The 26779-nt window shown below is 72.2% G+C and carries 26 protein-coding genes and 2 pseudogenes; 16 read left to right on the top strand and 12 right to left on the bottom strand.

Translation table 11 applies throughout. The features are described from left to right. The first annotated feature begins 26 nt into the window (after nucleotides 1-26). Entirely contained in the window at nucleotides 27-1562 is a 1536-nt protein-coding gene (locus ACGFIO_RS21185; RefSeq protein WP_392827991.1) for an NAD(P)-binding domain-containing protein, read from the top strand. After that, complete coding sequence (locus ACGFIO_RS21180; RefSeq protein ID WP_392827990.1) at nucleotides 1555-2895, top strand: class I adenylate-forming enzyme family protein; 1341 nt, start codon at nucleotides 1555-1557, stop codon at nucleotides 2893-2895. Before ACGFIO_RS21185 ends, ACGFIO_RS21180 begins: the two co-directional genes overlap by 8 nt. 106 nt (nucleotides 2896-3001) lie before the next feature. Here ACGFIO_RS21180 and ACGFIO_RS21175 read toward each other — a convergent pair whose 3' ends face one another. Next, entirely contained in the window at nucleotides 3002-3595 is a 594-nt protein-coding gene (locus tag ACGFIO_RS21175; RefSeq protein WP_392827989.1) for an NAD(P)-dependent oxidoreductase, read from the bottom strand. Next, the gene (locus ACGFIO_RS21170) at nucleotides 3595-4359 is read right to left on the bottom strand and encodes an inositol monophosphatase family protein (protein WP_392827988.1); all 765 of its coding nucleotides are present in this window, start codon (nucleotides 4357-4359) and stop codon (nucleotides 3595-3597) included. Before ACGFIO_RS21170 ends, ACGFIO_RS21175 begins: the two co-directional genes overlap by 1 nt. 73 nt (nucleotides 4360-4432) lie before the next feature. Between ACGFIO_RS21170 and ACGFIO_RS21165 the strand changes: the two genes are divergently transcribed. Further along, nucleotides 4433-5341 carry a LysR family transcriptional regulator gene (locus ACGFIO_RS21165; RefSeq protein ID WP_392827987.1) on the top strand — a complete coding sequence of 303 codons (909 nt, stop codon included), beginning with the start codon at nucleotides 4433-4435 and terminating at the stop codon, nucleotides 5339-5341. On the opposite strand, the gene ACGFIO_RS21160 is transcribed toward ACGFIO_RS21165, so the two are convergent. Then, nucleotides 5314-6468 carry a 4-hydroxybenzoate 3-monooxygenase gene (locus ACGFIO_RS21160; protein ID WP_392827986.1) on the bottom strand — a complete coding sequence of 385 codons (1155 nt, stop codon included), beginning with the start codon at nucleotides 6466-6468 and terminating at the stop codon, nucleotides 5314-5316. The genes ACGFIO_RS21165 and ACGFIO_RS21160 overlap by 28 nt on opposite strands. A 44-nt stretch (nucleotides 6469-6512) precedes the next feature. After that, entirely contained in the window at nucleotides 6513-7271 is a 759-nt protein-coding gene (locus ACGFIO_RS21155; RefSeq protein ID WP_392827985.1) for an IclR family transcriptional regulator, read from the bottom strand. A gap of 70 nt (nucleotides 7272-7341) precedes the next feature. Between ACGFIO_RS21155 and pcaH the strand changes: the two genes are divergently transcribed. The 7 genes and pseudogenes from pcaH (at nucleotide 7342) to ACGFIO_RS21120 (ending at nucleotide 12328) form a co-directional block, all read left to right on the top strand. Then, on the top strand, nucleotides 7342-8082 hold the full coding sequence (pcaH, locus tag ACGFIO_RS21150) for a protocatechuate 3,4-dioxygenase subunit beta (protein WP_392827984.1): 741 nt from the start codon (nucleotides 7342-7344) through the stop codon (nucleotides 8080-8082). After that, nucleotides 8079-8627 carry a protocatechuate 3,4-dioxygenase subunit alpha gene (pcaG, locus tag ACGFIO_RS21145; RefSeq protein ID WP_392827983.1) on the top strand — a complete coding sequence of 183 codons (549 nt, stop codon included), beginning with the start codon at nucleotides 8079-8081 and terminating at the stop codon, nucleotides 8625-8627. The genes pcaH and pcaG overlap by 4 nt, the downstream gene beginning before the upstream one ends. Beyond that, nucleotides 8624-9805, top strand: coding sequence for a lyase family protein (locus ACGFIO_RS21140; protein WP_392827982.1), 1182 nt, complete (start codon nucleotides 8624-8626; stop codon nucleotides 9803-9805). The genes pcaG and ACGFIO_RS21140 overlap by 4 nt, the downstream gene beginning before the upstream one ends. After that, nucleotides 9802-10524, top strand: a pseudogene (locus tag ACGFIO_RS21135) (alpha/beta fold hydrolase); the annotation flags it as partial. The gene ACGFIO_RS21140 and the pseudogene ACGFIO_RS21135, both read left to right, overlap by 4 nt. A gap of 12 nt (nucleotides 10525-10536) precedes the next feature. After that, nucleotides 10537-10905 (top strand): annotated as a pseudogene (gene pcaC, locus ACGFIO_RS21130) (4-carboxymuconolactone decarboxylase); the annotation flags it as partial. 119 nt (nucleotides 10906-11024) lie between these two features. Beyond that, nucleotides 11025-11690: a 3-oxoacid CoA-transferase subunit A gene (locus tag ACGFIO_RS21125; protein ID WP_392827981.1), complete on the top strand. Its 666-nt coding sequence runs from the start codon at nucleotides 11025-11027 to the stop codon at nucleotides 11688-11690. 23 nt (nucleotides 11691-11713) lie between these two features. Continuing rightward, complete coding sequence (locus tag ACGFIO_RS21120; protein ID WP_392828124.1) at nucleotides 11714-12328, top strand: 3-oxoacid CoA-transferase subunit B; 615 nt, start codon at nucleotides 11714-11716, stop codon at nucleotides 12326-12328. 22 nt (nucleotides 12329-12350) lie between these two features. Here the strand turns inward: ACGFIO_RS21120 and ACGFIO_RS21115 are convergent, their stop codons facing one another. Together ACGFIO_RS21115 and ACGFIO_RS21110 are read right to left on the bottom strand one after the other, a co-directional pair. After that, nucleotides 12351-12836 carry an RNA polymerase sigma factor gene (locus ACGFIO_RS21115; RefSeq protein ID WP_392827980.1) on the bottom strand — a complete coding sequence of 162 codons (486 nt, stop codon included), beginning with the start codon at nucleotides 12834-12836 and terminating at the stop codon, nucleotides 12351-12353. A 348-nt stretch (nucleotides 12837-13184) separates the two neighbouring features. Continuing rightward, complete coding sequence (locus ACGFIO_RS21110) at nucleotides 13185-14399, bottom strand: MFS transporter (protein ID WP_392827979.1); 1215 nt, start codon at nucleotides 14397-14399, stop codon at nucleotides 13185-13187. Nucleotides 14400-14503: 104 nt separating this feature from the next. Here ACGFIO_RS21110 and ACGFIO_RS21105 point away from each other — a divergent pair, with 104 nt between their 5' ends. Beyond that, entirely contained in the window at nucleotides 14504-15427 is a 924-nt protein-coding gene (locus ACGFIO_RS21105; RefSeq protein ID WP_392827978.1) for a diacylglycerol/lipid kinase family protein, read from the top strand. An 88-nt stretch (nucleotides 15428-15515) separates the two neighbouring features. On the opposite strand, the gene ACGFIO_RS21100 is transcribed toward ACGFIO_RS21105, so the two are convergent. Both ACGFIO_RS21100 and ACGFIO_RS21095 read right to left on the bottom strand, forming a co-directional pair. After that, the gene (locus ACGFIO_RS21100; RefSeq protein WP_392827977.1) at nucleotides 15516-16010 is read right to left on the bottom strand and encodes an SRPBCC domain-containing protein; all 495 of its coding nucleotides are present in this window, start codon (nucleotides 16008-16010) and stop codon (nucleotides 15516-15518) included. Further along, nucleotides 16007-16336: an ArsR/SmtB family transcription factor gene (locus tag ACGFIO_RS21095; RefSeq protein ID WP_392827976.1), complete on the bottom strand. Its 330-nt coding sequence runs from the start codon at nucleotides 16334-16336 to the stop codon at nucleotides 16007-16009. Before ACGFIO_RS21095 ends, ACGFIO_RS21100 begins: the two co-directional genes overlap by 4 nt. Before the next feature lie 137 nt (nucleotides 16337-16473). Between ACGFIO_RS21095 and ACGFIO_RS21090 the strand changes: the two genes are divergently transcribed. The 4 genes from ACGFIO_RS21090 (at nucleotide 16474) to ACGFIO_RS21075 (ending at nucleotide 21452) form a co-directional block, all read left to right on the top strand. Next, nucleotides 16474-17424: a DUF418 domain-containing protein gene (locus tag ACGFIO_RS21090; RefSeq protein WP_392827975.1), complete on the top strand. Its 951-nt coding sequence runs from the start codon at nucleotides 16474-16476 to the stop codon at nucleotides 17422-17424. Then, nucleotides 17379-18485: a sensor histidine kinase gene (locus ACGFIO_RS21085; protein WP_392827974.1), complete on the top strand. Its 1107-nt coding sequence runs from the start codon at nucleotides 17379-17381 to the stop codon at nucleotides 18483-18485. Before ACGFIO_RS21090 ends, ACGFIO_RS21085 begins: the two co-directional genes overlap by 46 nt. After that, nucleotides 18482-19105 (top strand): response regulator, encoded by a 624-nt coding sequence (locus ACGFIO_RS21080; protein WP_392827973.1) that lies wholly within the window; start codon nucleotides 18482-18484, stop codon nucleotides 19103-19105. Before ACGFIO_RS21085 ends, ACGFIO_RS21080 begins: the two co-directional genes overlap by 4 nt. A gap of 73 nt (nucleotides 19106-19178) precedes the next feature. After that, complete coding sequence (locus ACGFIO_RS21075) at nucleotides 19179-21452, top strand: putative bifunctional diguanylate cyclase/phosphodiesterase (protein WP_392827972.1); 2274 nt, start codon at nucleotides 19179-19181, stop codon at nucleotides 21450-21452. On the opposite strand, the gene ACGFIO_RS21070 is transcribed toward ACGFIO_RS21075, so the two are convergent. Continuing rightward, the gene (locus ACGFIO_RS21070; RefSeq protein WP_392827971.1) at nucleotides 21449-21709 is read right to left on the bottom strand and encodes a hypothetical protein; all 261 of its coding nucleotides are present in this window, start codon (nucleotides 21707-21709) and stop codon (nucleotides 21449-21451) included. The genes ACGFIO_RS21075 and ACGFIO_RS21070 overlap by 4 nt on opposite strands. A 259-nt stretch (nucleotides 21710-21968) precedes the next feature. On the opposite strand from ACGFIO_RS21070, the gene ACGFIO_RS21065 reads away from it, so the two are divergent. Further along, entirely contained in the window at nucleotides 21969-23534 is a 1566-nt protein-coding gene (locus tag ACGFIO_RS21065; RefSeq protein ID WP_392827970.1) for a DHA2 family efflux MFS transporter permease subunit, read from the top strand. Between the two features lie 54 nt (nucleotides 23535-23588). Here ACGFIO_RS21065 and ACGFIO_RS21060 read toward each other — a convergent pair whose 3' ends face one another. From ACGFIO_RS21060 to ACGFIO_RS21050, 3 genes are all read right to left on the bottom strand, one after another. Continuing rightward, on the bottom strand, nucleotides 23589-24905 hold the full coding sequence (locus ACGFIO_RS21060) for a VCBS repeat-containing protein (protein WP_392827969.1): 1317 nt from the start codon (nucleotides 24903-24905) through the stop codon (nucleotides 23589-23591). 33 nt (nucleotides 24906-24938) lie between these two features. After that, nucleotides 24939-26216: a hypothetical protein gene (locus tag ACGFIO_RS21055; protein WP_392827968.1), complete on the bottom strand. Its 1278-nt coding sequence runs from the start codon at nucleotides 26214-26216 to the stop codon at nucleotides 24939-24941. 80 nt (nucleotides 26217-26296) lie between these two features. After that, nucleotides 26297-26773: a hypothetical protein gene (locus ACGFIO_RS21050; RefSeq protein WP_392827967.1), complete on the bottom strand. Its 477-nt coding sequence runs from the start codon at nucleotides 26771-26773 to the stop codon at nucleotides 26297-26299. Between the last annotated feature and the right edge of the window lie 6 nt (nucleotides 26774-26779).

The raw sequence follows: 26779 nt of genomic DNA, 5'->3' as shown, positions 1-26779 counted from the left end.
ATTTGCGACGCCTACGGTCCGTGCGCATGACCCACGAGTACGTGATCGTCGGCGCCGGACCGGCCGGGCTCCAGCTCTCCGCACAGTTCCGCCGGGACGGCCGGGACCACGTGGTCCTCGAGGCCGGTCCGACGGCCGGCACCTTCTTCCGGACGTATCCGAGGCACCGCACGCTGATCTCGATCAACAAGGTGCACACCGGGTCGGCCGACCCCGAGTTCAACCTGCGGGCCGACTGGAACTCGCTGCTGGGCGGCGATCCGGCCGAGCTCTTCGGCCGATACAGCACACGCTACTTCCCGGCCGCCGACGATCTCGTGCGCTACCTCACCGACTATTCGCGTGACCTGCCGGTCATCTACAACCAGCGCGTCGCGCGTGTCTCCCACGACCGGGAATTCGTGGTGACCACGGCCGACCGCACCTTCCGGGCGCGGCGCGTCGTCGTCGCCACCGGGGTCTCCCGGCTCTACCTGCCGGCCGGTATCCCCGGCATCGAACTGTGCGAACGCTACGACACGTTCGACACCGACCCGGCGTCGTTCACCGACCAGCGGGTGCTGATCATCGGCAAGGGCAACTCCGGCTTCGAGACCGCCGACGCTCTGGTCGAGCGGGCCGCGGTCATCCACGTGGCCGGACCGCACTCGGTGCGGCTGGCGTGGCAGACGCACTACGTCGGGCACCTACGGGCGGTCAACAACAACTTCCTCGACACCTATCAGCTCAAGTCGCAGAACGCGGTTCTGGACGGCACGATCGAACAGATCAGCCGCCGGCCGGAGGGCGGGTTCCGGATCCGCTTCCGCTATGCGCGGACCGTCGAGGCCACCCGCGAGATCGAGTACGACCGGATCATCGTGTGCACCGGTTTTCGGTTCGACGCGTCCATCTTCGACGAGTCGGCTCGCCCGGCCCTCGCCATCGAGGACCGGTTCCCCGCACAGACTTCGGCGTACGAGTCCACGAACGTGCCCGGCCTCTATTTCGCCGGGACGGTCACGCAGCAACGCGACTTCAAGAAATCGACGAGCGGATTCATTCACGGCTTCCGGTACGGCGTACGCGCGCTCTCGAAGATCCTGAACCAGCGGCATCACGGCGTGCCGTGGCCGTCCCGGGACGTGGACGGCACCCCCGAGGCGATCACCGACGCGATCATCGCCCGGATCAACGTGACCTCGGCCCTGTGGCAGCAGTTCGCGGTGCTCGCCGACGTCGTGCCGCTGACCGCACCGTCCTATCTGGAGGAGGTGCCGGTCGCCTACCTGAAGGACGGCGGCCTCGGCGACGGCCCGGTGCTCGCCGTCACCCTCGAATACGGTCCCGGCCACGACCAGGTCGACCCGTTCGACATCACGGTGCCGCGGATCGCCGAGAACGACGCGGCCGCCGCGCACGACGCCAGCTACCTGCACCCGGTGGTCCGCCTGTACCGGGCCGGCCGGGTCCTGGCCGCGCACCACCTGGCCGAGAACCTGGAGAACCACTGGGACCTGCCCGCCGTGCACCATCAGCCGCTCGCCCAGTTCGTCAAGTCCGTCCTCGCCGACCATGTCTGACCTGCTGAACCTGTTGACGCCGGCCGGCCGCCCGGTCTTCGAGCACCGCGGCCGCACGGTCACCGCGGGCGAGATGCTCAGCCTGACCGGTCGCATAGTGGCCGGGCTGCGCGCCACCGGCATCGGCCCCGGTTGTGGCGTCGCGGTGCGGCTCGGGGTGCACCCGGCCGCGTTCGCCGCGCTGCTGGCCTGCTTCACGCTCGGCGTACGGGTGATCGGCGTACGCGCCGGACTCAGCCTCCCCGCCGACCTCGACCTCGACGAGGAGCGGCTGGCCTCGCTGCTGTCGCATCCCGACCGGGGCCTGACCGTCACGGCCCGGCCCGGCGACGTCGCGCGAGTGATCCTGACCAGCGGCAGCACCGGCCGTCCGAAGGGCTGCCGGCAGACGTACGCCGCCCTGAACGCCGGCTGGGCCGCCGTGCCGTCGCGCTGGCCGCCGGCGATCCGGGAACTGGCCGGCCGGCTCGACCGTTTCCTGGTCTTCGGCTCCCTCAACAGCCAGGTCATGTGGGAGTACGCCACCCTGACCCTCGCCGCCGGCGGCACCCTGGTCACCGCCGACCCGCCCGGCCTGCCCGCGGCCGCCGCCCGCCACCGGGCCACCGCCCAGGTCATCACCGTCGGCAAGCTCAACCAGCTGGTCCGCGCGGCCCCGCCCGACGTCGGCCCGCTGCGCGCCCTGCTGGTCTCTGGCTCCCCGCTGCCGCCGGCCCGCCTGGCCGCCGCCCTCGACCTCCTCGGCCCGATCGTCTTCCACGGCTACGGCCAGACCGAGACCGGCATGATCAGCATGCTGACCCCCGCCGAGACCGGCCACCTGGACACCGTCGGACGCCCGCCGCCCGCGGTGTCGACCCGCCTGCGCGACGGCGAACTCCACGTCCGCACGCCCACCCAGGCGATCGGATACCAGGACGACCCGTCCGAGACGGCCGCGGTCTTCCAGGACGGCTGGGTCCGCACCCGCGACCTGGCGACCCTGGACGCCGACGGCTACCTGCACCTCACCGGCCGCACCCGGGACATCATCATCGTGCACGCCACCCTGGTCCACGCCGCCGCCGTCGAGGCGGCCCTGTGCTCGCACCCGGCCATCGCCGAGGCCTACGTGACCGGCGCCCCCGACGACGACACCGGCGAGGCGGTGCATGCTTTCATCGTGCCCGCCGGCTCTCCTCCGCCGTCGCCCGCCGAGCTCCGCGCCTGGGTGGCGTCCCGGCTGGGCGAGGCGGCCGCCCCGGCCACGGTCACGGCCATCGACGAGGTCCCCGTGACCGCCGCCGGCAAGCCCGACAAGCGCGCCCTCCTCGGATCGACCACTGACGACTAGGCCGGCCGGCGCGTCCACGGTCAACGATGATCGAACCGGGCTGCGCCCGCGAGGCGTCAAACCGAACCGACGCGGAGATCCGGGACCGTCGGCAGCGAGGATCTCCTCAGCGCGTACGCCGGGTGATGCCGAGCAGGCCGGCGCGGGGTGATGCGACCTCGTCGAGCATGAGGCGAGCGACGGTGGCCCGCGGGGCGCCCATCGGCCAGAACCGGTGTGGCAGGTCGGCCAGGCGGGCCAGGGTGATCTCGGGATTGTCGGGGCCGTCGCCGAGCATGCCGGAGTGGACGACGGTGCCGCCGGCGTCGAGGATCGCGGTGTCGGCGGCCTCCTTGTCGGGTTGTTCGGGGCCGAAGGCGGTGCGCAGCAGGCGCCGGGTGAAGGCGCTGATCTTCGGCGCGGACCGTCCGACGCCCATGGCGCCCAGCCAGATGATGTGGCGGGGGCGGGCGGCGAGCACGGCCCGGGCGCCGGCGGTCAGGGTGCCCGCCTCGGCCCGTGCGCTCACGCCGAGAGCCGACACCACCACGTCGTCCGGGCCGATGAGCGCGGCGATCGACGCCGGGTCGTGCACGTCGGCGCGGACCATGTCGGGCGCGGGCCGGCGGGAGGCGGCGCGCACGTCGAGGCCGCGGTCGAGCGCCTGGCGTACGAGATGACGCCCGGTCCCGCCGGTTGCGCCGAGGATGACGATCGCCATCAGGCCACCGTCGCCAGGGCGTCGCGGACCGGGCCGTGCACGCCGGGGGCGGCGAGCAGGATGGTGTCCTCGCGGGCGGTCCACGGGCGGCCGTCGACGGTGGTGACCACGCCGCCGGCCTCGGCCACCATCAGGGCGCCGGCGGCGACGCCGGGCAGGACCGTGCCGTACTGCCAGAAGGCGTCCATGTGGCCGGCCGCGACCAGCAGCATGGGGAAGGTCGACGGGACGGTGGCGCGAACCAGCAGCGCCTGGTCCAGCATGGTGGTGATCGAGCGGCCGATCCGCTCGTACGTGCCGGCCTGCCCGGCCTCGGCCTGCCCGGTGCCGACCACGCCGATGTCCAGGCCCTGCTTGGCCGACACGGTCAGCTCGCGGCCGTTGAGCCAGGCGCCGTGGCCGCGCCGGGCGGTGTAGGTGAGGTCGCCGATCGGCTGCCGGAACACCGCGAGCACGGTCTCGCCGTCCTCGACCAGGGCGATGCTCACGCCCCACTCGGTCAGGCCGTGTACGTGGTTGACGCTGCCCTCGGCGTTGTCCACCACCCAGTAGGCGCCCTGGCCGGGCGGTTCCTCCTCGTCGATGAAGGCGGCGTCGGGGCGCAGGGCGGCCAGCGCCGCCTGGGGCCGGGACAGGTTCTCGTTGCGCTCGGCAGCCTCGATCATCTGCTGCCGGTCGGCCGGGCGGGCGTCCGGGGACCACACGGCGAGAAGCCGGTCCGCGGCGTCGGTGGCAATCCTGGTCACGTCGTCGATCAAGCTCATGACATCGACGCTAGGCACCCCGCTGACATGAGTCCAATGCATGTTCAGCAGCATCACCATTACTGTGGCGCATATGGATCTCAACTTGCTGATCGGTCTGGACGCCCTGCTCGAGCACCGCAGCGTGCAGGACGCCGCGGCCCAGCTGCACCTGACCCAGCCGGCCGTGAGCCGCATCCTGGGCCGGCTCCGCGCGACCACCGGCGACGCGATCCTGGTCCGCAACGGCCGCGAGATGGTGCCGACCGCCCGCGCCCTGGAGTTGCGCGAGGAGGTACGCGACCTGGTCGCCCGCGCCCGGACGGTGCTGGGCCCGGCCCAGCGGCTCGACCTGGCCACGCTGGAGCGGACGTTCACCATCCGCAGCCACGACTCGCTGCTCGCCGCCCTCGCCGCGGCCCTGGTCGCCGCGGTCGCCGAACAGGCGCCGGGAGTCACGCTGCGGCTGCTCGGCGAGGCACCGGCCGACGACCGCGGCCTCAGCACGGGTGCGATCGACATCGAGGTCGGCAGCCTGCCCGAGGGGAACGGCTCGATCGCCGGCCGGGCCGTCGGCGACGACGAGATGGTGCTGATCCTGCGCCGCGGCAACGCCATCGACGTCGACCGGCCGAGCCCGGCCCAGGTCGCCGCCGCGCCGCACGTGGTGGTGTCCCGGCGCGGCCGCCCGCACGGCCCGGTCGACCGGATGCTGCGGGCCGACGGGCTGACCCGGCGGGTGGTGGCGACCGTGCCGACGGTGGCGGCGGCGCTGGAGGTGGTGGCCGCGTCCGAGACGGTGTCGGTGATGCCCAGCCGGCTGCGTGACCCCCTCGACCCGCGGCTGCGGACCCGCCCGCTGCCCTGGCCGATGCCCACGTCGCCGGCCGGGCTCAGCTGGCATCGGCGGCACACCACCGACCCCGGCCACGCCTGGATGCGCGATCTGGTGGCCGAACACCTGCGGACGGTGCTTCAGAACCCGATCGGCAGCCCGGCATAGTTCTCGGCCAGCCCGGCCGCCCCGGCCTCGCTGCTGGTGACCCAGCGCAGCTGGGAGAGCTGGAGCTGGGCGTCGAACGGGTCCTCACCGATGTGCAGCATGGTGGTCATCCACCAGGAGAAGTGGGTGCAGCGCCAGACCCGGCGGGACGCGGTGTCGCTGTAGCGGTCGGCCAGGGTCGGGTCGTTGTGCCTGAGCAGGGCGGTCAGCGCGGGCGCGAGCAGAGCCACGTCGGCGATGGCCAGGTTGAGGCCCTTGGCGCCGGTGGGCGGGACGATGTGCGCGGCGTCACCGGCCAGGAAGAGGCGGCCGTGGCGCATCGGCGTCTGCACGAAACTCCGCATCGGCAGGACGCTCTTCTCGGTGATCGGGCCGGGCGTGAGCTTCCAGCCGTCCTGGCCGTGGCCGAGCCGGGTCGCCAGTTCGTCCCAGACGCGCTGGTCGGACCACGAGCCGGCGTCGGTGCCGTTGGGGACCTGCAGATAGAGGCGGCTGACCGTGGGCGAACGCATCGAGTGCAGCGCGAAACCGTCGGGGTGCCACGCGTAGATGAGCTCGTCGGTGGAGGGTGCGACGTCGGCCAGGATCCCCAGCCAGGAGTACGGGTACGTGCGCTCCCACGTCTGCCCGGGGACGGACGCCCGGCTGGGACCGAACGAGCCGTCACAGCCGGCGATCGCGGCGGCGTCGACGCGACCCGGCGTGCCGTCGGCAGAGGTGTAGGTGACATGGGGGGATCCGGTCAGATCGTGCAGGGCGACGTCGCTCACCTCGTACACCACTGTCGCGGTGTTGGCATCGACCAGGTCCTTCTGCACCTCGGTCTGGCCATAGACCCAGACCGAGCGGCCGGTCAGATCGACGAAGTCGAGGTGGTGGCGCTCCCCCGGCCACTGCAGGTGGATGCCGCGGTGCGGGTGACCCTCGGCGTGCAGGCGGTCGCCCAGACCGGCCGCGGTGAGCAGGTCCACCGAGGACTGTTCGAGGATACCGGCCCGGATCCGGGCGGCGACGTACTCCTGCGAGCGGGTCTCCAGCACGACGGATTCGACGCCGGCCCGGCGCAGGAGGTGGGCCAACAGGAGGCCGGCCGGTCCCGCGCCGATGATGGCGACCTGGGTACGCATACCCGCCAGCCAACGGTCGCCCGGCGCGGCCCGGCAAGCAGCGCCTACCGCTGAGCGGAAATGCTCCGGCCGATCCCGCGTGCCGCCACCTGCAACGCCGACACCAGCCGGGCCTTGTCCCGCTGGAAGCCCGCGACCACGATCCCGAGCGCGGCGACCACCTCACCGTCCCGCCCGCGCACCGGCACGGCCACCGAGCAGGCCCCCAGGCTCATCTCCTCGCTGGTGGTCGCGTAGCCGTCGCTGTGCACGCGGCGGATCTGGTCGAGCAGCCGGCCGGGCTGGGTCACCGTGTACGGCGTCACCCGATGCAGGTGGGCCAGCACCTCGGTGCGTACGTCCTCGGGGGCGTAGGCCAGCAGCACCTTGCCCACCCCGGTCGCGTGCAGCGGCAGTCGCGAACCGACCTGGCTGACCACCGGCACCGACGCGTGCCCGGAGACCCGGTCGATGTAGAGCACCTGGCCGCCGTCGCGCACGGCCAGGTGGACCGTGGCCAGCGTGGCGCCGTACAGGTCGTGCAGGAACGGCGACGCCGCCTGGCGCAGCCCGGCCTCGACCGGGGCGAGCAGCCCGAGGTCCCACATCCGGCGGCCGATGACGTATTCGCCGTCCGGCCGGCGGACCAGCGCGTCGCCGCGGACCAGCTCGCCGACCAGCCGGTGGGCGGTGGCCAGGGGCAGGTGGGCGCGGCGGGCCAGCTCGGTCAGGCTCAGGCTGCGGTGCTCGTCGTCGTACGCGCCCAGCAGGTCGAGCACGCGCGAGGTGACACTGACCCGGGGGTTCGCGCTGTTCCCGGCCACCGGCCTCCCCTTTCGCTGAACGGAAGGCAAGTCTCGCTCATGTCCGGTGATCCTGCCTAGCGTCGCTGACGTGAGCGAGACGCAGGCCGAGATCACCGCGGAGATCCAGCGCATCGAGGCGGGCGACGCCGGGAGGGAGGTGGAGCAGCCGCGGCGGGACTATCCGCCGTACCGCAGCAGCCTCCTGCGCCATCCCACCAAGAGCATGGTGCACACCGACCCGGAGACCATCGAGTTGTGGGCGCCGTGCTTCGGCCACCAGGACGTCGCCGCGGCCGAGGCCGACCTGACCATCCAGCACGCCGGTGAGCCGCTGGGCGAGCGGATGGTCGTGGCCGGGCGGGTCACCGACGGCGAGGGGCGGCCGGTGGTCCACCAGCTGGTCGAGATCTGGCAGGCCAACGCCGGCGGCCGCTACGTGCACAAGCGCGACCAGCACCCGGCCCCGCTCGATCCCAACTTCACCGGGGCCGGCCGCTGCCTGACCGACGCTGAGGGCCGCTACCGGTTCCAGACGATCAGGCCGGGCCCGTACCCGTGGCGCAACCACACCAACGCGTGGCGGCCCGCGCACATCCACTTCTCGCTGTTCGGCCGGGAGTTCACCCAGCGGCTGGTCACCCAGATGTACTTCCCCGGCGACCCGCTGTTCCCGCTGGACCCGATCTTCCAGTCGGTCACCGATCCGGCCGCCCGGGCCCGCATGATCGCCACCTATGACCACGACCTCACCCAGCCCGAGTACGCGACCGGCTACCGCTGGGACATCGTGCTGACCGGATCGCACCGCACACCCGCGGAGGACGCGTGACGACACCCGGGCAGACCGTCGGACCGTTCTTCCACTACGCCCTGCCGTACGCCGGCGGCGGCGACCTGGTGCCGCCGGGCCGGGCCGGGGCGACCCGGTTGCACGGTCACGTCTACGACGGCGCCGGCGAGCCGGTGCCCGACGCGCTGCTGGAACTGTGGCAGGCCGGCCCGGACGGGCGCGTGCCCCGCGACGGTGGCTCCCTGCGCCGGGACGGCTGGACGTTCACCGGCTTCGGGCGGGCCGGGACCGACGCGACCGGGCACTACTCGTTCTCGACGCTGATGCCCGGTCCGACCGCGCCCGGGCGGCTGCCGTTCTTCGCGGTGACCCTGTTCGCCCGCGGGCTGACCCACCGCCTGTTCACCCGGATCTACCCGCCGTTCGACGACGCCGCGGTCGAGTCGGAGCCGCTGCTCGCGGGACTGGACCCGGAGCGGCGACGGACGCTGGTCGCCACGCCGGACGAACAGGGACTGGTGTTCGACGTACGCCTTCAGGGTGACAATGAGACGGTGTTCCTGACCTTCCCCGGGCACCGGTGACCGGCCTGCTCTGGCCCGGCGACGCCCGCTGCGACGGCCTGCTCAGCGATGACGCCCTGCTCACGGCCATGGTCCGGGTGGAGTCGGCGTGGCTGGCGGCACTCGCTTCGGCGCACGTCGCCCCGGCCACCGTCGCCGTCGACCTGACCACACTCATCGAGCCCGGTGACGCCGCCACCGTCGCGGCCGCCTCGGAGTCCAGCGGCACCCCGGTCCTGCCGCTGCTCGAACTCCTGCACTCGCGCCTCGACGGGCCGGCCGCGGACTGGCTGCACAAGGGGCTGACCAGCCAGGACACGCTCGACACGGCGCTCGTGCTGGAGTTGCGCGAGGCGTGCGACCGGATCCGCCACGACCTCGCGGCGCAGGTGTCGGCGCTGGTCCGGCTGACCGCCGAGCACCGGGGCACCCCCCGGGCGGCCCGGACGCTGACCCAGCCGGCCGTACCCATCAGCTTTGGTCTGACCGTCGCGTCCTGGCTCGGTGGCGTGCTGGACGCGGCACCCCTGCTCACCGCGGGAGCCCGCCTCCCGATCGCGATCGGCGGCGCGGCCGGCAGCCTCGCCGCCGTCACCGCGCTGGCCGAGGGGGCCGACCTGGTGTCGCACGCCGCCGACCACCTCGGCCTGCCGCCGGCCCAGCCGTGGCAGACCCGGCGCGGCGCGATCACCCGGCTCGGCGACGCGCTGACCGGCTGCACCGACGCCTGGGCGCACATCGCCAACGACGTGCTCACCGGCGCCCGCCCCGAGATCGGCGAACTGCGCGAGGGCACCGGCGGTGCTTCCTCGGCGATGCCGCAGAAGCACAACCCGACGCTGTCCGTGCTGGTCCGGCGGGCCGCGCTGGCCGCGCCCGGCCTGTCCGCCACCCTGCACACCGCGGCGGCCGAACAGCGGGACGAACGGGCCGACGGCGCCTGGCACGTCGAATGGGACACCGTGCGTACGCTGGCCCGGCGTACCGTGATCGCCGGTTCGCAGACCGCCGCGCTGCTGGCCGGCCTGCGGGTCGACACCGATCGGATGGCCGCCAACCTCGCCGCCGCGCGCCCCGGCATCGACGCCGAACAGGAAAAGATCACCGGTTCGGCCGACGGGTCCTACCGCGGCGCCACCGACGCGATCATCGACGCCGCGACCCGGCGGGCCGACGTGTTCCTGGCGGCGTCACGATGATGCCGGCCCTGGCCTCGACCCTGCTCGCGGACGCTCCCGGCCGGCCTCTGCTGCTGGTCGGGCCGTCGATCGGTACGTCGGTGGAGACGCTGTGGGGGCGCTGCGTGGCCCGGCTCGGCGGCCGTTTCCACGTGGTCGGCTGGGACCTGCCCGGCCACGGCCGCAGCCCCTCACCGGCGGGGCCGTTCACCGTCGCCGAACTCGCCCGCGCCGTCCTCGAACTGGCCGGCGACACCCCGTTCCGGTACGCCGGCGTCTCGATCGGCGGCGCGGTCGGGCTGGAACTCCTGCTCCAGGCGCCGGCCCAGGTCACCGCGGCCGCGCTGATCTGCACCGGCGCCCGCATCGGGATCCCGTCGGACTGGACCGAGCGGGCCGGCCTGGTCCGCGCCTCCGGCACCGCCGTGATGATCGACGGTTCGGCCAAACGCTGGTTCGCGCCCGGCTTCCTCGATCGCGATCCCAGCGCCGGGTCGGCCCTGCTGCACGCGCTCCGGGACACCGACCGCGACGGGTACGCCCAGGCCTGCCTGGCCCTGACCACCCACGACGTACGCTCCCGCCTGGCCGAGATCACCACCCCGGTCCTGGCCATCGCCGGCGCCGCCGACCAGCCGACCCCGCCGTCGTCGCTGGCCGAGATCGCCGCCGGGGTACGGTACGGCCGCCTCGCCGTCCTCGACGACACCGCCCACCAGGCCCCGGCCGAACGCCCCGGCGAGGTGGCCGCGCTGCTGCTGTCGTTCCTGGCCGAACCCGGCCTGGCCGTGCGGCGCAGCGTGCTCGGCGACGCGCACGTGGACCGCGCGCTGGCCGCCCGGACGCCGTTCACGGCCGGTTTCCAGGACCTGATCACCCGGTACGCCTGGGGCGAGATCTGGACGCGGCCCGGCCTGGACCGGCGCAGCCGCTCGATGATCACGCTGACCGCGCTGGTGGCCCTCGGGCACCAGGAGGAACTGGCCATGCACGTGCGGGCGGCCCGGACCAACGGCCTGACCGACGCCGAGATCGAGGAGGTGCTGTTGCAGACCGCGATCTACTGCGGCGTGCCGGCGGCCAACACGGCGTTCCGCATCGCGCAGCGGGTGCTCGCCGAGAATCCACAATCCACCCCACCTGTGGATGGCGCCGGCGAGTCGCCCGCTCCGCGCGCTACATTCCCGCCCACCCACAGGGGTGGGGGCGGGGGTGGCGCGCCCGAGGACGGAAAACGATCTTGAGCCGCACGCGGATCTCGACCGCCGCCGACGCGGTCGCCTCGGTCGGTGACGGCGACACGGTGCTGGTCGGCGGCTTCGGCATGGCCGGCATGCCGGTCGCCCTGATCGACGCCCTCATCGAGCACGGCGCCAAGGAGCTGACGATCGTCAGCAACAACGCCGGCAACGGCGACACCGGCCTGGCCGCGCTGCTGAAGGCCGGCCGCGTACGCAAGGTCGTCTGCTCTTTCCCCCGGCAGTCCGACTCCTACGTCTTCGACGAGCTCTACCGGGCCGGCCGGATCGAGCTGGAGGTGGTCCCCCAGGGCAACCTGGCCGAACGCATGCGCGCGGCCGGCGCCGGCATCGGCGCGTTCTACTCACCCACCGGCGTCGGCACCCCGCTGGCCGAGGGCAAGGAGACCCGCACGATCGACGGCCGCGACTACCTGCTGGAGTTCCCGATCCACGGCGACGTCGCGCTGATCGGCGCACACACCGGCGACCGGGCCGGCAACCTGGTCTACCGCAAGACCGCCCGCAACTTCGGCCCGGTCATGGCCTCCGCCGCCCGGACCACGATCGCCCAGGTCAGGCAGATCGTCGACGTGGGCGCCCTGGACCCCGAGGCGGTCGTGACGCCGGGCATCTACGTCGACCACCTGGTAAAGGTGAACACGTGAGCGGGCCGCTCGACCGGGACGCCATGGCACGGGTCGTCGCGCGGGACATTCCCGAGGGCGCGTACGTCAACCTCGGCATCGGCCAGCCCACCCGGGTCGCCGACCACCTGGACCTGACCAAGGTGGTCCTGCACACGGAGAACGGCATGCTCGGCATGGGCCCGATCGCCGGCGCCGGCGAGGCGGACACAGACCTGACCAACGCGGGCAAGCAGCCGGTGACCGAGCTGCCCGGCGCCGCCTACTTCCACCACGCCGACTCGTTCGCCATGATGCGCGGCGGGCACCTGGACATCTGCATCATGGGCGCGTTCCAGGTGTCGGCCCGGGGCGACCTGGCCAACTGGCACACCGGTGCGCCGGACGCGATCCCGGCCGTGGGTGGCGCCATGGACCTGGCCACCGGGGCGCGCGACGTGTTCGTGATGATGAACCTGTTCGCCAAGGACGGCTCGGCCAAGCTGGTGCCCGAGTGCACGTACCCGCTGACCGGTCTGGCCTGCGTCAGCCGGGTCTACACCGACCTGGCGACCTTCCACCTCACCCCGGACGGCGTGCTGGTCACCGAGACGTTCGGCATCACGTTCGAGAAACTGGCCGAACGTCTCGACGTCCGCCTCCGGCGCCGGGAGGTCTGACCGCCCGCGCCGGAGAAGCCGGTCAGGCGGCCGCCTGACCGACGAGGTACGAACGGACCGTGGCCAGCACCCGCACCCGGGCCGGCCCCACACTGCTGATCGGAATGTCCAGCGCCCGGCTGATCTCCACGTCGGGGCAGGGCGGCTCGGCGGCCAGCATGGTGAGCAGGTCCCGGTCGGCCGGCGACAGCATCTCCAGGGCGTCTCGCAACGCCTGATGCCTGGATGCGGCCCGCAGCACCTCGTCGCTCTCGTCCGGACGGAGGCGTTGCACGCGTGTGCACTCCGCACGCGTGGTCGCGGCCAGCCACACCGGCAAGGTGTCGGCCGGCACCCGGTCGAGTTGTTCGACCAGACGCAGCCACACCACCCGCGCCACGGCCTCCTCATCCGCCCGGGACAACCGGTAGCTCCGCACCACGAACAGCACGAGACCGGCGTACCGGCGGACGAGCTCGTCCCACGCGAGCGAGTCGTGGGACAGGCTGGCGGTGACCAGTGTCGGCAAATCCCAGCCTTGACGTTGCATTTACGTGCCCCCCACACAGGATGGATCTATCGTGCGACAAGGGTGATCGATGGTCCTGGGTTTCGACGACCAGCTTGCTGCAGCGATGCCAGCAGCCGTCTGTTCGCGCTGGTCAACGATTTGTTCGGAGCTACTTCTCGAACAATTCGAACCTCCCGACGATCGCGGCGGCGGCCCAGAGATGCCGGAACTCCCCACCCCCCGTACGGGTTCGGCGGCCGGAACGGTTCTCGGCATTCGCCGCGGTGAGGTGGCCGGCGGCAGCGCGTGTCCCTCGGCACCGAACGGAAAAGCCGGCGGATGACGGTAGTACGCCATGGTATGAGGTTACGGACGCGGGGCGGCGGCCTCGACCCGATTAACCGGGCCGACGAGCGCGGCGAAGGCCAGCCCCAGTGCCGCGACGAGAGCGAAGACGTAGAAGCCCCAGGGGTAGCCGCTGTCGGCCGTGAGCAGGGCGCCGATGATGATCGGGCCGACGATGGCACCGATCCGGCCGACGCCCGCGGTCCAGCCCAGCCCGGTCGCCCGGTTCCCGGTGTCGTAAATCAGACCGACGTAGGCGTACACCAGGGCCTGGGCGCTGAACACGAACGCGCCCGTCACGAACACCGCGGCATAGAGCGGCGCCGCCGGCAGTTTGACGCTGAGCAGCGCCAGGAAGACCGCGGCCAGGCCGAACCAGCCCAGCGTGGCCGGTCGCACGCCGGTCCGGTCGGCCACCCGGCCGGCGACGAGCAGGCCGCCGATCGCGCCCAGGTTGAGGGTCAGGAGCAGGCCGAGGCCCTGCTCCAGCGGGTAGCCGGCGACGATCATCAGGTTGGGCAGCCAGGTGTTCAGCCCGTACACCAGGATCAGACCGAAGAACGACGTCAGCCAGAACGCGACGGTGGGCCGGGCCATCCGTCCGGCGAACAGGGCGCCGACCGGGTTCTTGGCCGGCGCCGCCGTGAACGCGGCGGACTCGGGCAGGTAACGGAACATCAGCGGGGCCACGATCAGCCCGGGGACGCCGCCGATCAGGAACATCCAGGGCCAGCCGTGCCCGCCCCGGCCCATCACCAGCAGGCCGAGCACCGCGGTCAGGATGGCGCCGACGTGGTAGCCGGTCATCACCAGCGTGGTCGCCCCGGCCGCCCGGCCCCGCCGGGAGAACTCGGTGGCCAGGGTGATCGCCGTGGGCAGGCAGCCGCCCAGCCCGAGCCCGGCGAGGAACCGGAACGCGCCCAGCATCCCGATCGACGTGGCCGCCGCGCAGGCCAGCATGAACACCGAGAACAGGCTGACCGAGAGGATCAGCACCCGGCGGCGTCCGAAGTAGTCGGTGAGCGTCCCGATGGCGAGCGCCCCGATGGCCATGCCGGCCAGCCCGGCGGTGGCGACCGCGGTGGCCCCGGCCGGCGTGATGCCCCAGACCTTGTCGCGCAGCAGCACCGGGATCACCGTGCCCAGCACCACGAGGTCGTAGCCGTCGAGCAGTACGGCGGACCAGCAGAGTACGGCGGCCACGGTCGCGGGCCGGCGATCGGTCGTCGCGGTCATCGCCTCAGGCTAGGAAGACCTTGCCTAGGCGGACATCAATGCCTTCCGCTGACCGGAACGAGAGGCCATCAGCACGACCGCATCCGGGACGGTACGGTTCCGGCGTGCGTACCAAGAAGCAGCTGACGGAGGACATCCGCGGGCACCGGCGGGCGGCCCTGGTGGTCAACGCGCGGTCGCGGCGCGGGCGGCGGCTCTACGAGGGGGTACGCGCACGGCTGCTCGCCGCCGGCGTCACGCTGGTGGCCGACCTGCCGGTGGAGGGCGACCTCGAGGACGCGCTGGCGCGGGCCCGGGATTCCGGCGCCGATCTGGTCATCGCCGGCGGCGGCGACGGCACGATCAGCACCGCCGGGCGCATGCTGGCGCACCGGGACGTCGCGCTCGGCCTGCTGCCGCTGGGAACGACGAACAATTTCGCGCGTACGGCCCACGTCCCGCTCGCCCTCGACCAGGCCGTGGCCACGCTCGTCGGCGGCAAGGTGGTGGACGTCGACCTGGGCCTGGCCGACGGGATCCCGTTCACCAACCACGTCGGTGCGGGCCTGTCGGCCGACGTCATGCTCAAGGCGCCGCACCGGCTCAAACGGGTCTCCGGGCGGGTCGCGTACCCGATCACGGCCCTTGGTCTGCTGACCCGGCACCGGCCGATGCGGGCCGTGGTGCGGGCCGGCGGGCGCGAGCACGAGTTTCACACCCATCAGCTCTACGTGGCCAACGGCGGCTTCCACGCCGGCCGCCCGATCACCGCGGACGCCGACGCGGACGACCGGCTGCTGGTGGCGTACGCGGTCGGTGGCCCGGGCCGGGCCGGCCTGCTCCGCGAGACGGCCCGCAACGCGGCCACCGGCCACCGCCGGTCCCTGCGCCACGACCCGTTCCTGGCCGTCGGCGAGCTCACCCTGGAGACCGACCGCCCGGCCCGCGTCGAGGTCGACGGCGAACTGCGCGGCGAGACCCCGGTCCGCATCGGCCTCGACCCGAACGCGCTGCGCATGATGGCCCCGCCGGACACCCCCGACCGCTAGGGCGCATCTGACGGAACACCCAGGGCTGCGGCGTGGCCACCGGGTGCCGGCCCGACCAGGTCGAGCGGGGCGAACAGGTCAATGTGGATCATCGCTCCGCCCCGGCCAGCGCGGCCAGCTGGTCGGTGACCAGGCCCCAGCCGTCGGCGAAGCCCATCTTCTCGTGCTGGGCGCGGGCCGACGGGTCGCCGTGCCGGACCACCACGCGGTAGCCGGTCCCGTCTGGGTGGTCGGCCATGGTGATCTCGGCGCTCATCGGGACCGGGTGCGCGTCGGCCGGGCGCCACGAGCTGTCCAGCACGTTGGTGAAGACGATGCGTTCCAGCTCGTCGACGACCAGGTAGGTGGCGTCCAGGTGCGGGACGAAGGCGACGCCGTCGTCGCTCATCCGGGTGACCAGGGCGCCGCCGGGGCGTACGTCGAGCCGGTCGACCTTGAGCACCGACGGCGCCGGCAGGAACCATCGGGCGAAGCGCTCCGGGTCGGTCCAGGCCCGCCACACGTTGGCGCGCGGCGCGCGGATCACCCGGTCGAGGGTGAGGTCGAGGTCAGGGTCGGGGTCGGGGTCGGGGTCGGGGTTCACTGTTCCTCCTGGTTGAGAAAGTCCTCGAGACGGTCGGTGCGTTCGTCCCAGATGCGGCGCTGCTCGGCCAGCCAGTCGTCGACCAGGGCCAGGCGGGCGCGGTTGAGCTCGCAGGTGCGTACCCGCCCGCTCTTGCTGGTTTTGATCAGTCCGTTGGTCTCGAGCGTCCGCACGTGTTTCATGAATGACGGCAACGTCATCGGGAACTCCCGGGCCAGGTCACCCACGCTGGTCGGCCCGCGCCCGAGCCGCCGCACGATCCCCCGCCGGGTCGAGTCGCCGAGGGCGACGAACACACCGTCGAGCTGAGCCGCATACTGTGCCACATGGCTAAGTATCACGTCTGCGGAAACTTAGCGCAAGGGCTAAGTGTCAGGCCGAATGGCCGAAAGTACGACGCTTCCGGACCGGCCTGGCCGGACGACCGAGGTTTCGAGGCACCGCTCCGGCCAGGCTCGGACGCATGCCGATCCCGGTCCGGCGACGCATCGTCGCCCTCGACGTGCTGCGGGGCTTCGCCCTCGGCGGCATCCTGCTGGCCAACGTCAAACCGATAGCCCACCGCGGCGCCCCGCTGGGCCCGGCCGGTCCGCCGTCGTCGCACGCCGCCGACATCCTGCATCTCTTCGTCGACCAGCGGTTCTTCCCGATCTTCGCGCTGCTCTTCGGCATCGGTTTCAGCCTGCTGGCCCGGTCGGCGCCGCGGATGGTGCTGCTGCGCCGGCTGCTGGCCCTGCTCGCGCTCGGACTGTTCCATTTCCTGGTGCTCTGGAAGGGCGACGTGCTCAGTGTGTACGCCGCCGCCGGCCTGCTCGTGCTGCTGCCGTCGACCTGGCTGCCGCGTCGCGTCGTGGCCGTCGCCGCCGGGGTGCTGATCGTGGTGTCGGTGGCGTTCCTCGGCGGCTGGTACTCCGTCGTCCCGGGGCTGTTCCTGCTCGGGTCGGCCCTGGTGCGCTACGGAGTGGTCGACGCGATCGAGTCCCGGGCCCGGGTCGTGCCGATGCTGTTCGGGCTCTTCGCGCTGGCCGCCGTGCCGGTGACCATCCTGCAGCTGGGCGGCGGCCCGGCGTTCCGCATCGCCTATCCGGCCGCCGGGTTGCTGACCGCCGGGGCGTACATCTGCGGGCTGTTGATCCTACTCCGGACCCGGCTCGGCGCGACGCTGACCGCGGTGTTCCGGCCGCTGGGACGGATGGCGCTGACCAACTACCTGACCGCGACGGTGCTGGTGCTGGCGATCGCCGGCCTGGTCGAGGGCTCGGACCGCTGGCCGGTCGGCGCGGTGGTCACGGTGGCCGCGGCGGTGCTCCTGATCCAGTGGATCTGGTCGGTACTCTGGCTGCGCCGGTTCCGGCAGGGACCGATCGAGTGGCTCTGGCGGTGGGTGACGTGGTGGCGACGGCCCGTCTGGTGACGACGGCGATCCTGGCCGCGGGTCTGCTCCTCGAGACGGCGGTCCAATGGCACCGCGGGTTCCTCGGTCTCGTGCTCGTGCTGCTGACCGCCGGTGTGTGCGTGGCCGCCGGGCTGCGGCGCCGGTTCCCGGCGTGGGCGGCACTCACGGCGACAGTGCTGTGCGCGGCAGCCGAGGTGATCGACTGGCGGACCGACCGGCTGGGTCAGCCCGCCCCGATCGCCGCGCTGGCCCTGCTCGTGGTCGTGGCCTCGGCGGTGCGGCTCCGGCCACCGGCCGAGGTGGTCGCCGTCGCCGCCGGGTCGGGGGTGGTCGCGGCCGGCACGATCGAGCGGTACGCGACCGAACTCGCCCGCGGTGTTCCCCAGGCCACGTCGGCGACGCTGGTCATGGTCATCGGCTGGGCCATGGCCGTCACGGCCGGGCTGTGGCGGCGGTACGCGGACGCCCGGCGGCGGGCGGCGGTCGAGCTGGCCCGGCGTACCGAACGCCTGGCCCTGGCCCGCGACCTGCACGACGTGGCCGGCCACCACCTGACCGGGCTGGTCCTGCAGGCGCAGGTCGCGCAGCTGACCCCGGCCGCCGACCCGGCCGCGGCATTAGCCGGCATCGAGGCCGCGGGCTCCGAGGCGCTCGCCTCGCTGCGGCAGGTGGTGCGGCTGCTGCGCGACGACCGGCCGGGTGCACTGGAAGAGCTGATCGAGAGTTTTCCGGGTACGGGTGTCCGCGCACGCCTCGACCGGCCCGACGGTCCGCTGCCGGCCGGCTGGCCGCCCGAGATCTCGGTCGCCGTCTACCGGATCGTGCAGGAGGCGCTGACCAACGTCGCCCGCCACGCCCGCGACGCCCGAGAAGTAGTCGTGACCCTGGCCCACGACCGCCGGACGGTGCTCCTGCGCATCGCCGACGACGGACAGCCCGGCGCGGTGAGCGACGGCGGTGTCGGCCTGACCGGGATGCGCGAACGGGCGGCCGCGCTCGGCGGCACGCTCACCGCCGGTCCCGGCACACCGGCCGGGTGGGTCGTCGAGGCCGCCTTCCCCGCGCCGGAGGGCTCGTGACCATCAGCGTGCTCGTCGCCGACGACCAGGCGATAGTGCGGCGCGGACTGCGCCTGTTGCTGGAGAGCCACCCGGACATCACCGTGACCGGCGAGGCCGCCGACGGCCCCGAGGCGATCCAGCTGGCCCGCGAGCTGCGCCCGGACGTCTGCCTGGTCGACATCCAGATGCCCCGGCTGACCGGCCTGGACGTGACCCGGGCGCTGTCCGGCAGCACCCGGGTCGTGATCATCACGACCTTCGACCTCGACGAGTACGTGTACGGGGCGCTGCGCGCGGGCGCCGTCGGCTTCATCCTCAAGGACTCCGGGCCGGCGCTGCTGGCCGAGGCGGTCCGGGCCGCGCACGCCGGCGACGCGATGGTCTCCCCGTCGATCACCATGCGCCTGCTCAGACACTTCGCGCCCCGCTCGCCCCGCCCGTACGTACCGCTGACCGACCGCGAGGTCGAGCTGGTCCGCCGGGTGGCCCGGGGCCGCACCAACCAGGAGATCGCCGACGAGCTCTTCGTGTCGCTGAGCACCGTCAAGAGCCACGTGGCGAACGTCCAGGACAAGCTCGGCCTCCGCAACCGCACCGAGGTCGCCGCCTGGGCCTGGGAGACCCGGATCATCACGTAGGAGGCGGTAAACACTTCTCCCGGCCGCGCTTTCGCCGATCTGAGCGTTCAGTCAAGCGGATGAGGGAGGCGCGATGCCTCGCGGACGGCAGGTCGCCGGCGGTGCACTACTGGGCTTCTCGCTGGCCTGGCTGGCCGTCGGGCTGGTGCACGAGTGGAGTCATCCGGTCGCGGGCTGGGTGCCGCTGCCGCTGATGGCCCTGCTCGCCGCGACCGAGTGCCGGCGCGTGGCCCGCGGGGCGGGGTTCGACGCGGGCACCCGGCGGTTCTGGGGTCAGCTGGCTGTGGCCTGCGCGCTGCTGGGGGTGGCCGTCGTGGCCAACGCCGTGGACGCGGTCGGCCGCGGTGCGCCCTCGCAGCGACTGGGCCCGGTGACCCTCACGCTCTATCTGGCCGTGCTGGCCGTCGCGCTGTGGGCGCTGCTGCGGCTGCCGGCCTGGCAGCGCGGCCGGGCCGACTGGATCCGGGTCGGGCTGGACGCGTGCATCGTGCTGGTGACCAGCGGCGCCTTCGTCTGGCACTTCTCGTTGCGCGAGCACGAGGTGTGGATGCGGCAGACCGGCTCGGCCGCCGCGATGCTGACCATGTGCGTGGTCGGGTTCGTGGCGCTGGCCGCGTTCACCAAGGTGGTCGTGGCCGGAGCCGGTCACCTCGACCGCCGGGCTGTCACGATCATGGCCACCGGCACCGCGGCCAGCACGGTCTTCGGCGGGCTGACGCCGTTCCTGATCGACCGGCCGTACCTGTCGACCAGCTTCGCCGCCGTGTCCGTGGTCGCCTTCAGCATCCAGGTCAGCGCGGGCCGTCAGCTCCGCAGCGGTGAGACCGAGCCCCGGCCGCGGCGCCGGTCGCGGCGGATGAACATCGTCCCCTACGTCGCCGTGGGCGCGGCCGACGCGCTGCTGCTGCTGACCGGAACCACGGACGGCTCGGAGATCCGGGTCATGGAGGTGGTCGCCGTCCTGCTGACCGCGCTGGTCATCACCCGGCAGATCATGGCGCTGCGGGAGAACCACCGGCTGGTGGGCCGGCTCGAGGAGTACCACGAGGCACTCGCCCACCGGGCCACCCACGACTCGCTGACCGGGATTGGCAACCGCGCCCACGTCGAGCAGGCCGCGGCCGGGATCCTCGGCGGGGAGGCGCCGGTGCACATCCTGCTGTTCGACCTGGACGACTTCAAGGCGATCAACGACCGGCTCGGCCACGCCCAGGGCGACGTGCTGATCCGCCACCTCGCCACCCGGCTCGAGGCGGCCCTGCCCGCCCCGGCGGTGCTGGCCCGGCTGGGCGGCGACGAGTTCGTCGCCCTGCTGCCCGGGGTCGGCACCGGCGCGGTCGGCGGCGTGCTCGACGGCCTCCTCGCCGCCCTGCGCAAACCGGTGAGCCTGGACGGCGCCGAGGTGCTGCCGAAGCTGAGCATGGGCGTGACCGTGGGCGGCCCCGGTTGCTCGTGGGAGGAGCTGCTGCGCCGCGTCGACGTGGCCATGTACGCGGCCAAGGCGGCCGGCGGCAACCGCTGGACCTGGTACGACCCGCTGATGGACACGGTGGCCGAGGAGACCGCCCGGCTCGGCGCCGACCTGCGGACCGCGTTGCGCGACGGCCAGCTGTACCTGCTCTACCAGCCGATCGTGGCGCTCGCCGACGGCGCCGTGACCGGCGTGGAGACACTGCTGCGCTGGCGCCATCCCGAGCACGGCCTGGTGTCACCGGACGTCTTCATCCCACTCGCCGAACGCAACGGCCTGATCGTCGAACTGGGCGAATGGGTGCTGGAGCAGGCGTGCCGGCAGGCCGCCGGGTGGCAGCGCGACCACGGCGCGGCCGCACCCGGACGGGTCAGCGTGAACGTCTCGGCCCGGCAACTGGCCGAGCCCGGCTTCGTCGCGGTGGTCGAGGGGATCCTGGACCGCACCGGCGTCGACCGCGGCCGGCTGCTGATCGAGGTGACCGAGACCGCGGTGCTGAGCACCGACACCTCGGCCGCCGCGATCGCCGACCTGCGCCGGCTCGGCCTGCAGATCGCGCTGGACGACTTCGGCACCGGCTACTCGTCGCTGAGCATCCTGCTCGACTGCCCGGTCGACGTGCTCAAGGTGGACAAGTCGTTTGTCAGCGGCGCGTCCGCCGACGGGGCCGGCGCGGTGATCGTCGAGCAGATCCTCGGTTTCACCGAGGGCCTGCGGATCCAGGCCGTCGCCGAGGGCGTGGAGACCGCCGAGCAGGCCGCCCGGCTGCATGCGGCCGGTTACCAGTACGCGCAAGGCTTCCATTTCGCCCGCCCGATGACCGCGGCCGACCTCGAGAAGCTCCTGACCACGGCCGCGGCTGTCAGCACGCGCTAGTCGTCGTCCTCGTCGTCGAGGCCGTAGGTGGCCGGGAACTCCTCGAGGGCCTCGCGCCGCTCGGTGTCGGCCTCGTCCTCGGCCAGCTCGGCCGCCACCTCGGCGACCAGGTGGCGCTCCTCGTCGCTCATGGCGTCGAAGGCGGTCGCCGCGTCCTCCTCCAGCGCCTCCGCGAACTGCGGTTCGATCTCGTCGTCGGTCGCGAGGTCGACGGCGACGAGGAGGTTGATCAGTGCGGTGGCGATCCCTCTGTTCACGGTGACATGAATACAGCACGCCTCCGGGCGCCCGCTGACCGGCCTTGCGCCTCGCCCGCGGTACGTGTCACTCGTCACCACCGGCCCGCTGGTGATCGGGTATCCACGCAGGTCAGGATGGTTACGCCTCGTCCGCGTGGGCGGCGCGGCCGGTGCGAAACCCGGAAACCGGCTGCTCCGGACCGCGTCAAGTGGCAGCATGATCGCCTGCCTGGGCAGGCTCACCTGCACAAACGTCATACCGAAAGCTGGAGTTGTGATGACCGAGCAAGCCGCCGCGTTACCGGAGAAGCTGGACGGCGCGGTGCTGAAGATCGCCGGCGTGGTGGTCCTGGGCGCGATCATGTCGATCCTGGACATCACCGTCGTCAGCGTCGCGCTGCCGACCTTCCAGACCGAGTTCGACGCGACGTACGCGCAGGTCGCCTGGACCATGACCGGTTACACGCTGGCGCTGGCCACGGTGATCCCGCTCAGTGGCTGGGCCGCCGACCGGTTCGGCACCAAGCGGCTCTACATGCTGGCCCTGCTGCTGTTCACCCTGGGCTCGGTGCTGTGCGCGACCGCCGGCTCGATCGAGCAGCTGGTCGGCTACCGGGTGCTGCAGGGCCTGGGCGGCGGCATGTTGATGCCGCTGGGCATGACGATCATGACGCGGGCGGCCGGGCCGCAGCGGATCGGCCGGCTGATGGCCGTCCTGGGCATCCCGATGCTGCTCGGCCCGATCGGCGGCCCGATCCTGGGCGGCTGGCTGATCGAAGCGGCGAGCTGGCACTGGGTGTTCCTGATCAACCTGCCGATCGGCGTCATCGCCCTCGTCTACGCCCAGTTCGCGCTGCCCAAGGACAATTCGCAGCCGGGTGAGTCGTTCGACTTCGTCGGCATGCTGATGCTGTCGCCGGGCCTGGCGCTGTTCCTGTTCGGCGTCTCCTCGCTGCCCGAGACCGGCACGATCACCGCCCCCAAGGTGTGGATCACCATGCTGATCGGTCTCGCGTTGCTGGTCGCCTTCGTCGTCTACTCGTTCAAGCCGGCGCACCCGCTGCTCGACCTGCGGCTGTTCCGCAACCGCAACCTGGCTGTCTCGTCGGTCTCGCTGTTCGTGTTCGTGATCGCGTTCATGGGCGCCGGCCTGCTCTTCCCGAGCTACTTCCTGCAGGTGCGGGGCGAGTCGACGCTGCACGCCGGCCTGCTCATGGCTCCGCAGGGCCTCGGCGCGATGATCACCATGCCGATCGCCGGCACGCTGGCCGACCGGATCCCGGTCGGGCGGACGGTGCCGTTCGCGATGGCGCTCATCGCGGCCGGGTTCTTCACCTTCACCCAGGTCGGCACCGACACCTCGTACCTGCTGCTGTGCGGTTCGCTGTTCGTGATGGGCCTGGGCATGGGCGGCACCATGATGCCGATCATGACCTCGGCGCTGCGGACGATGACCAGCCACGAGGTGGCGCGCGGCTCGACCCTGGTCAACATCCTGCAGCAGATCGGCGGCTCGATCGGTTCGGCCATCATGTCGGTGATCCTGACCAGCCGGCTCAACGGGTCCGACCCGATCCCGGGCCTGACCTCCCGCTCCGGCGAGCCGGTCACCGAGGCGGGCGCCGCGATCGCCCACCAGCGGGGCGCCGAGCTGCCGTTGCCGCCCGACCTTCTCGAGCGTGGCCTGCGGTTCGTGGCCGACTCGTTCGGAACGACCTTCTGGGTCGGCTTCTTCCTGGTGCTGGCGACCTTCATCCCGATCGCGTTCCTTCCGCGCAAGCGTCAGCCGGCGCAGGTCGGCGAGCTCGGCACCAGCGCCGAGACGCCGGTGATGATGCACTGACCGGCACGAAGCCGCCCCTCTCGACGAGGGGCGGCTTTGGCCGTGGGGAGGGCTTTAGAAGACGATGCCCTGGGTGTCGGTGCCGTCGCCGTTCCAGTCGCCGGTCAGCGGGATCTCGTTGCCGTCGCCGTTGCCGTACGCGACACTGCTGGTGATCTCGGCCGGGTCGGTGATCTCGCTGGTCCGGAAGAAGTACGTGTTGCCCATCCGCACACCGATGTTGTCTTTGCCGTCGTGGTTCCAGTCGCCGACCAGCGGGACCGCGTTCGCGTCGCCGTAGGCCACGGTGACCGCGCTGCCATCGGCCGCCCGCAGGAAGAACTGACCGGTCGAGGGCCGGTACACGCCGATCTCGTCGGTCCCGTCGCCGTCCCAGTCACCGGCGATCGGCTGGTCGGTGGCGTCACCGAAGGCGATCGAGGTCGCGGCCTCGGCGCCGTCGGTCACCTCGGTGGTCCGCAGGAAGAACGTGTTGCCCATCCGGGTGCCGATGTTGTCCTTGCCGTCACCGTTCCAGTCCCCGACGAACGGCGTACCCTCACCCGGATTGCCGAACATCACCACCCGCTGCGCCTGCCCGTTGGTCGGGTCGTCGCTGATCAGGAACTTGGCCGACGCCTTGTCGAAGGTGGACACGGTGTCGCTGCCGTCGCCGTTCCAGTCACCGCGGATCGGGGTCATCGGGCTGTTGCCGTACGCGAAGGCCGGCCGGGTCGCGGTCGACGAGCTCAGGCTGTCGGACAGGTGGAACTCGAAGACGCCCAGGTTCGGCGCGCCGCCCCAGAGGGCGTTGACGAGCAACTGCGCGTCGTGGACCTCCTTGGCGTACGCGTCGGGCACGGCCGAGACCTGCACCCGCTGGCAGATCGCGCCGATGTCGCCGCTCATCCATCCGTTGTTCGGGTACTTGCGGAGCATCGCGTTGACGAACGCGTTGGTGGCGTAGACCGGGTCGATCAGCTGGGCCGGCGTGCCCCAGCCCTGTGACGGCCGCTGCTGGAACAGGCCGAGGCTGTCGTGGTCGACCGCTTCGGTGTAGTTGTGCAGCGTGCTCTCGGTGATCGCGGTGGTCACCGCGATCACCGCGGCTCTCGGGTCGAGCCCGCGACCGCGGACAGTGCCGGCGATGATCCGGGCGCAGGACACGTTGTAGCCGGTGATCGCCCGGCCCAGCCGGGAGCCGTTCATCTGCGGGCGGAGCTGGTTGGCTAGGGCGTTGTCGGCGGCGGTCGGGCCACCGGCGACGCACTGGTTGTAGGCGATCAGGGCGTTGAACGGGATCGGGTCGTCGGTGCGGGCGGCGTGCGCCGGGGTGGCGGTGACGGCCAGGGCCGCGGCGGCGGTCAGGGCGGTGGTCAGGATCTTGCGCATGGCGGGGCTCCTTGAAGATCAGCGGGTACGAGGTCAGAAGACGATGCCCTGGGTGTCGGTGCCGTCGCCGTTCCAGTCGCCGGTCAGCGGGATCTCGTTGCCGTCGCCGTTGCCGTACGCGACACTGCTGGTGATCTCGGCCGGGTCGGTGATCTCGCTGGTCCGGAAGAAGTACGTGTTGCCCATCCGCACACCGATGTTGTCTTTGCCGTCGTGGTTCCAGTCGCCGACCAGCGGGACCGCGTTCGCGTCGCCGTAGGCCACGGTGACCGCGCTGCCATCGGCCGCCCGCAGGAAGAACTGACCGGTCGAGGGCCGGTACACGCCGATCTCGTCGGTCCCGTCGCCGTCCCAGTCACCGGCGATCGGCTGGTCGGTGGCGTCACCGAAGGCGATCGAGGTCGCGGCCTCGGCGCCGTCGGTCACCTCGGTGGTCCGCAGGAAGAACGTGTTGCCCATCCGGGTGCCGATGTTGTCCTTGCCGTCACCGTTCCAGTCCCCGACGAACGGCGTACCCTCACCCGGATTGCCGAACATCACCACCCGCTGCGCCTGCCCGTTGGTCGGGTCGTCGCTGATCAGGAACTTGGCCGACGCCTTGTCGAAGGTGGACACGGTGTCGCTGCCGTCGCCGTTCCAGTCACCGCGGATCGGGGTCATCGGGCTGTTGCCGTACGCGAAGGCCGGCCGGGTCGCGGTCGACGAGCTCAGGCTGTCGGACAGGTGGAACTCGAAGACGCCCAGGTTGGGAGTGTCCTGCACCCGGACGTAGCGCATCGGCTTGTAGTTGCTGCGCACCCGCCCGCTCGTCTCCGACCACTTCCGGTGCTTGGTGTACGGCTTGACCTGCTCGTACATCCAGAAGTCGCCGCCCACCGCGCCGACCCACCTGTCGAAGAGCACCACGTGCGAGCCGTTGTTCGGGTCGGCCGCGTTGTGGTAATTCAGGAAGTCGCCGGCCTTGAGGTCGTTGAAGGCGATGGGTACGCCGATCTCGTTCAGGTTGCCGGTCCAGTAGCTGCCGTTGGTGTGCAGCGCCATCGACACGAAACCGGAGCAGTCAGTGCGGTACCCGTTGTAGTAGGCCTCCTGGCTGTATGGCACCTGAGCCGCGACCCAGGTCTGGGCCCGCGTGATGATCTCGGCCCGGCTGATCACCGGCCCGGGGCTGACCGCGGCGGCCGCGGCCACGGCGGCCTGCGGCGTGGCGTCGCCCTTGGCCGGGGCGGCCTGGGCCGGGACGCTCAGCGCGGCGGCGGTGGTGACGCCGGCCAGGGCGGCGATCGCGGTGCGGATCAGAGTGCTGGTCATTTCTCCCCCTCGGGTGGTGCCGCCGCTGTTCGGCGGGCACCGATGACATTCCGGGAGGGCGCCAGAATTCCCCTGTAGAACTACTGCAAGCCGGTAACCGGCCCGTAGCGGGCGTGCGACGCTCCGACCGCGTAGGCCCAGAAGCGGTCGCCGTACGACCAGTGCCACCAGCGCGCCACGTCGTTGACCAGCCCGGCGGCGGTCAGCGCCTCGGTCATCAGCCGCACGCAGGCCGGCGACGCCGGGGTGACCGGATCGCAGTCACAGCAGGGCAGTTCGGCCGGCGGTTCGCCGCCCGCGTCGAACAGCGCCAGGTCGACGGCGCCGCCGGTGGGATGCGCGTCGCCGTCGTCGCCGGGGCGGTGCCCGGCCACGATGACCAGGTGCACGTCGCGCGGCAGCAGGCTCTGGGCCACCACCAGCCGCTCGACCACCCCGAACCGCAGCATCGGGCCGGACCCGGGGCCGGCGACCCGCAGCGGCGCCGAGGTCTCGACGTCGATCAGGGGTTCGACGGATTCACGGACGGGCACCTGCACGAGGCTCGGATCGGACATGGCGGT

This window comes from Actinoplanes sp. NPDC049265 (assembly GCF_043197135.1).
In the GTDB taxonomy this organism is placed as follows: Bacteria; Actinomycetota; Actinomycetes; order Mycobacteriales; family Micromonosporaceae; genus Actinoplanes.
This window is presented reverse-complemented; position numbering and strand designations above follow the sequence as displayed.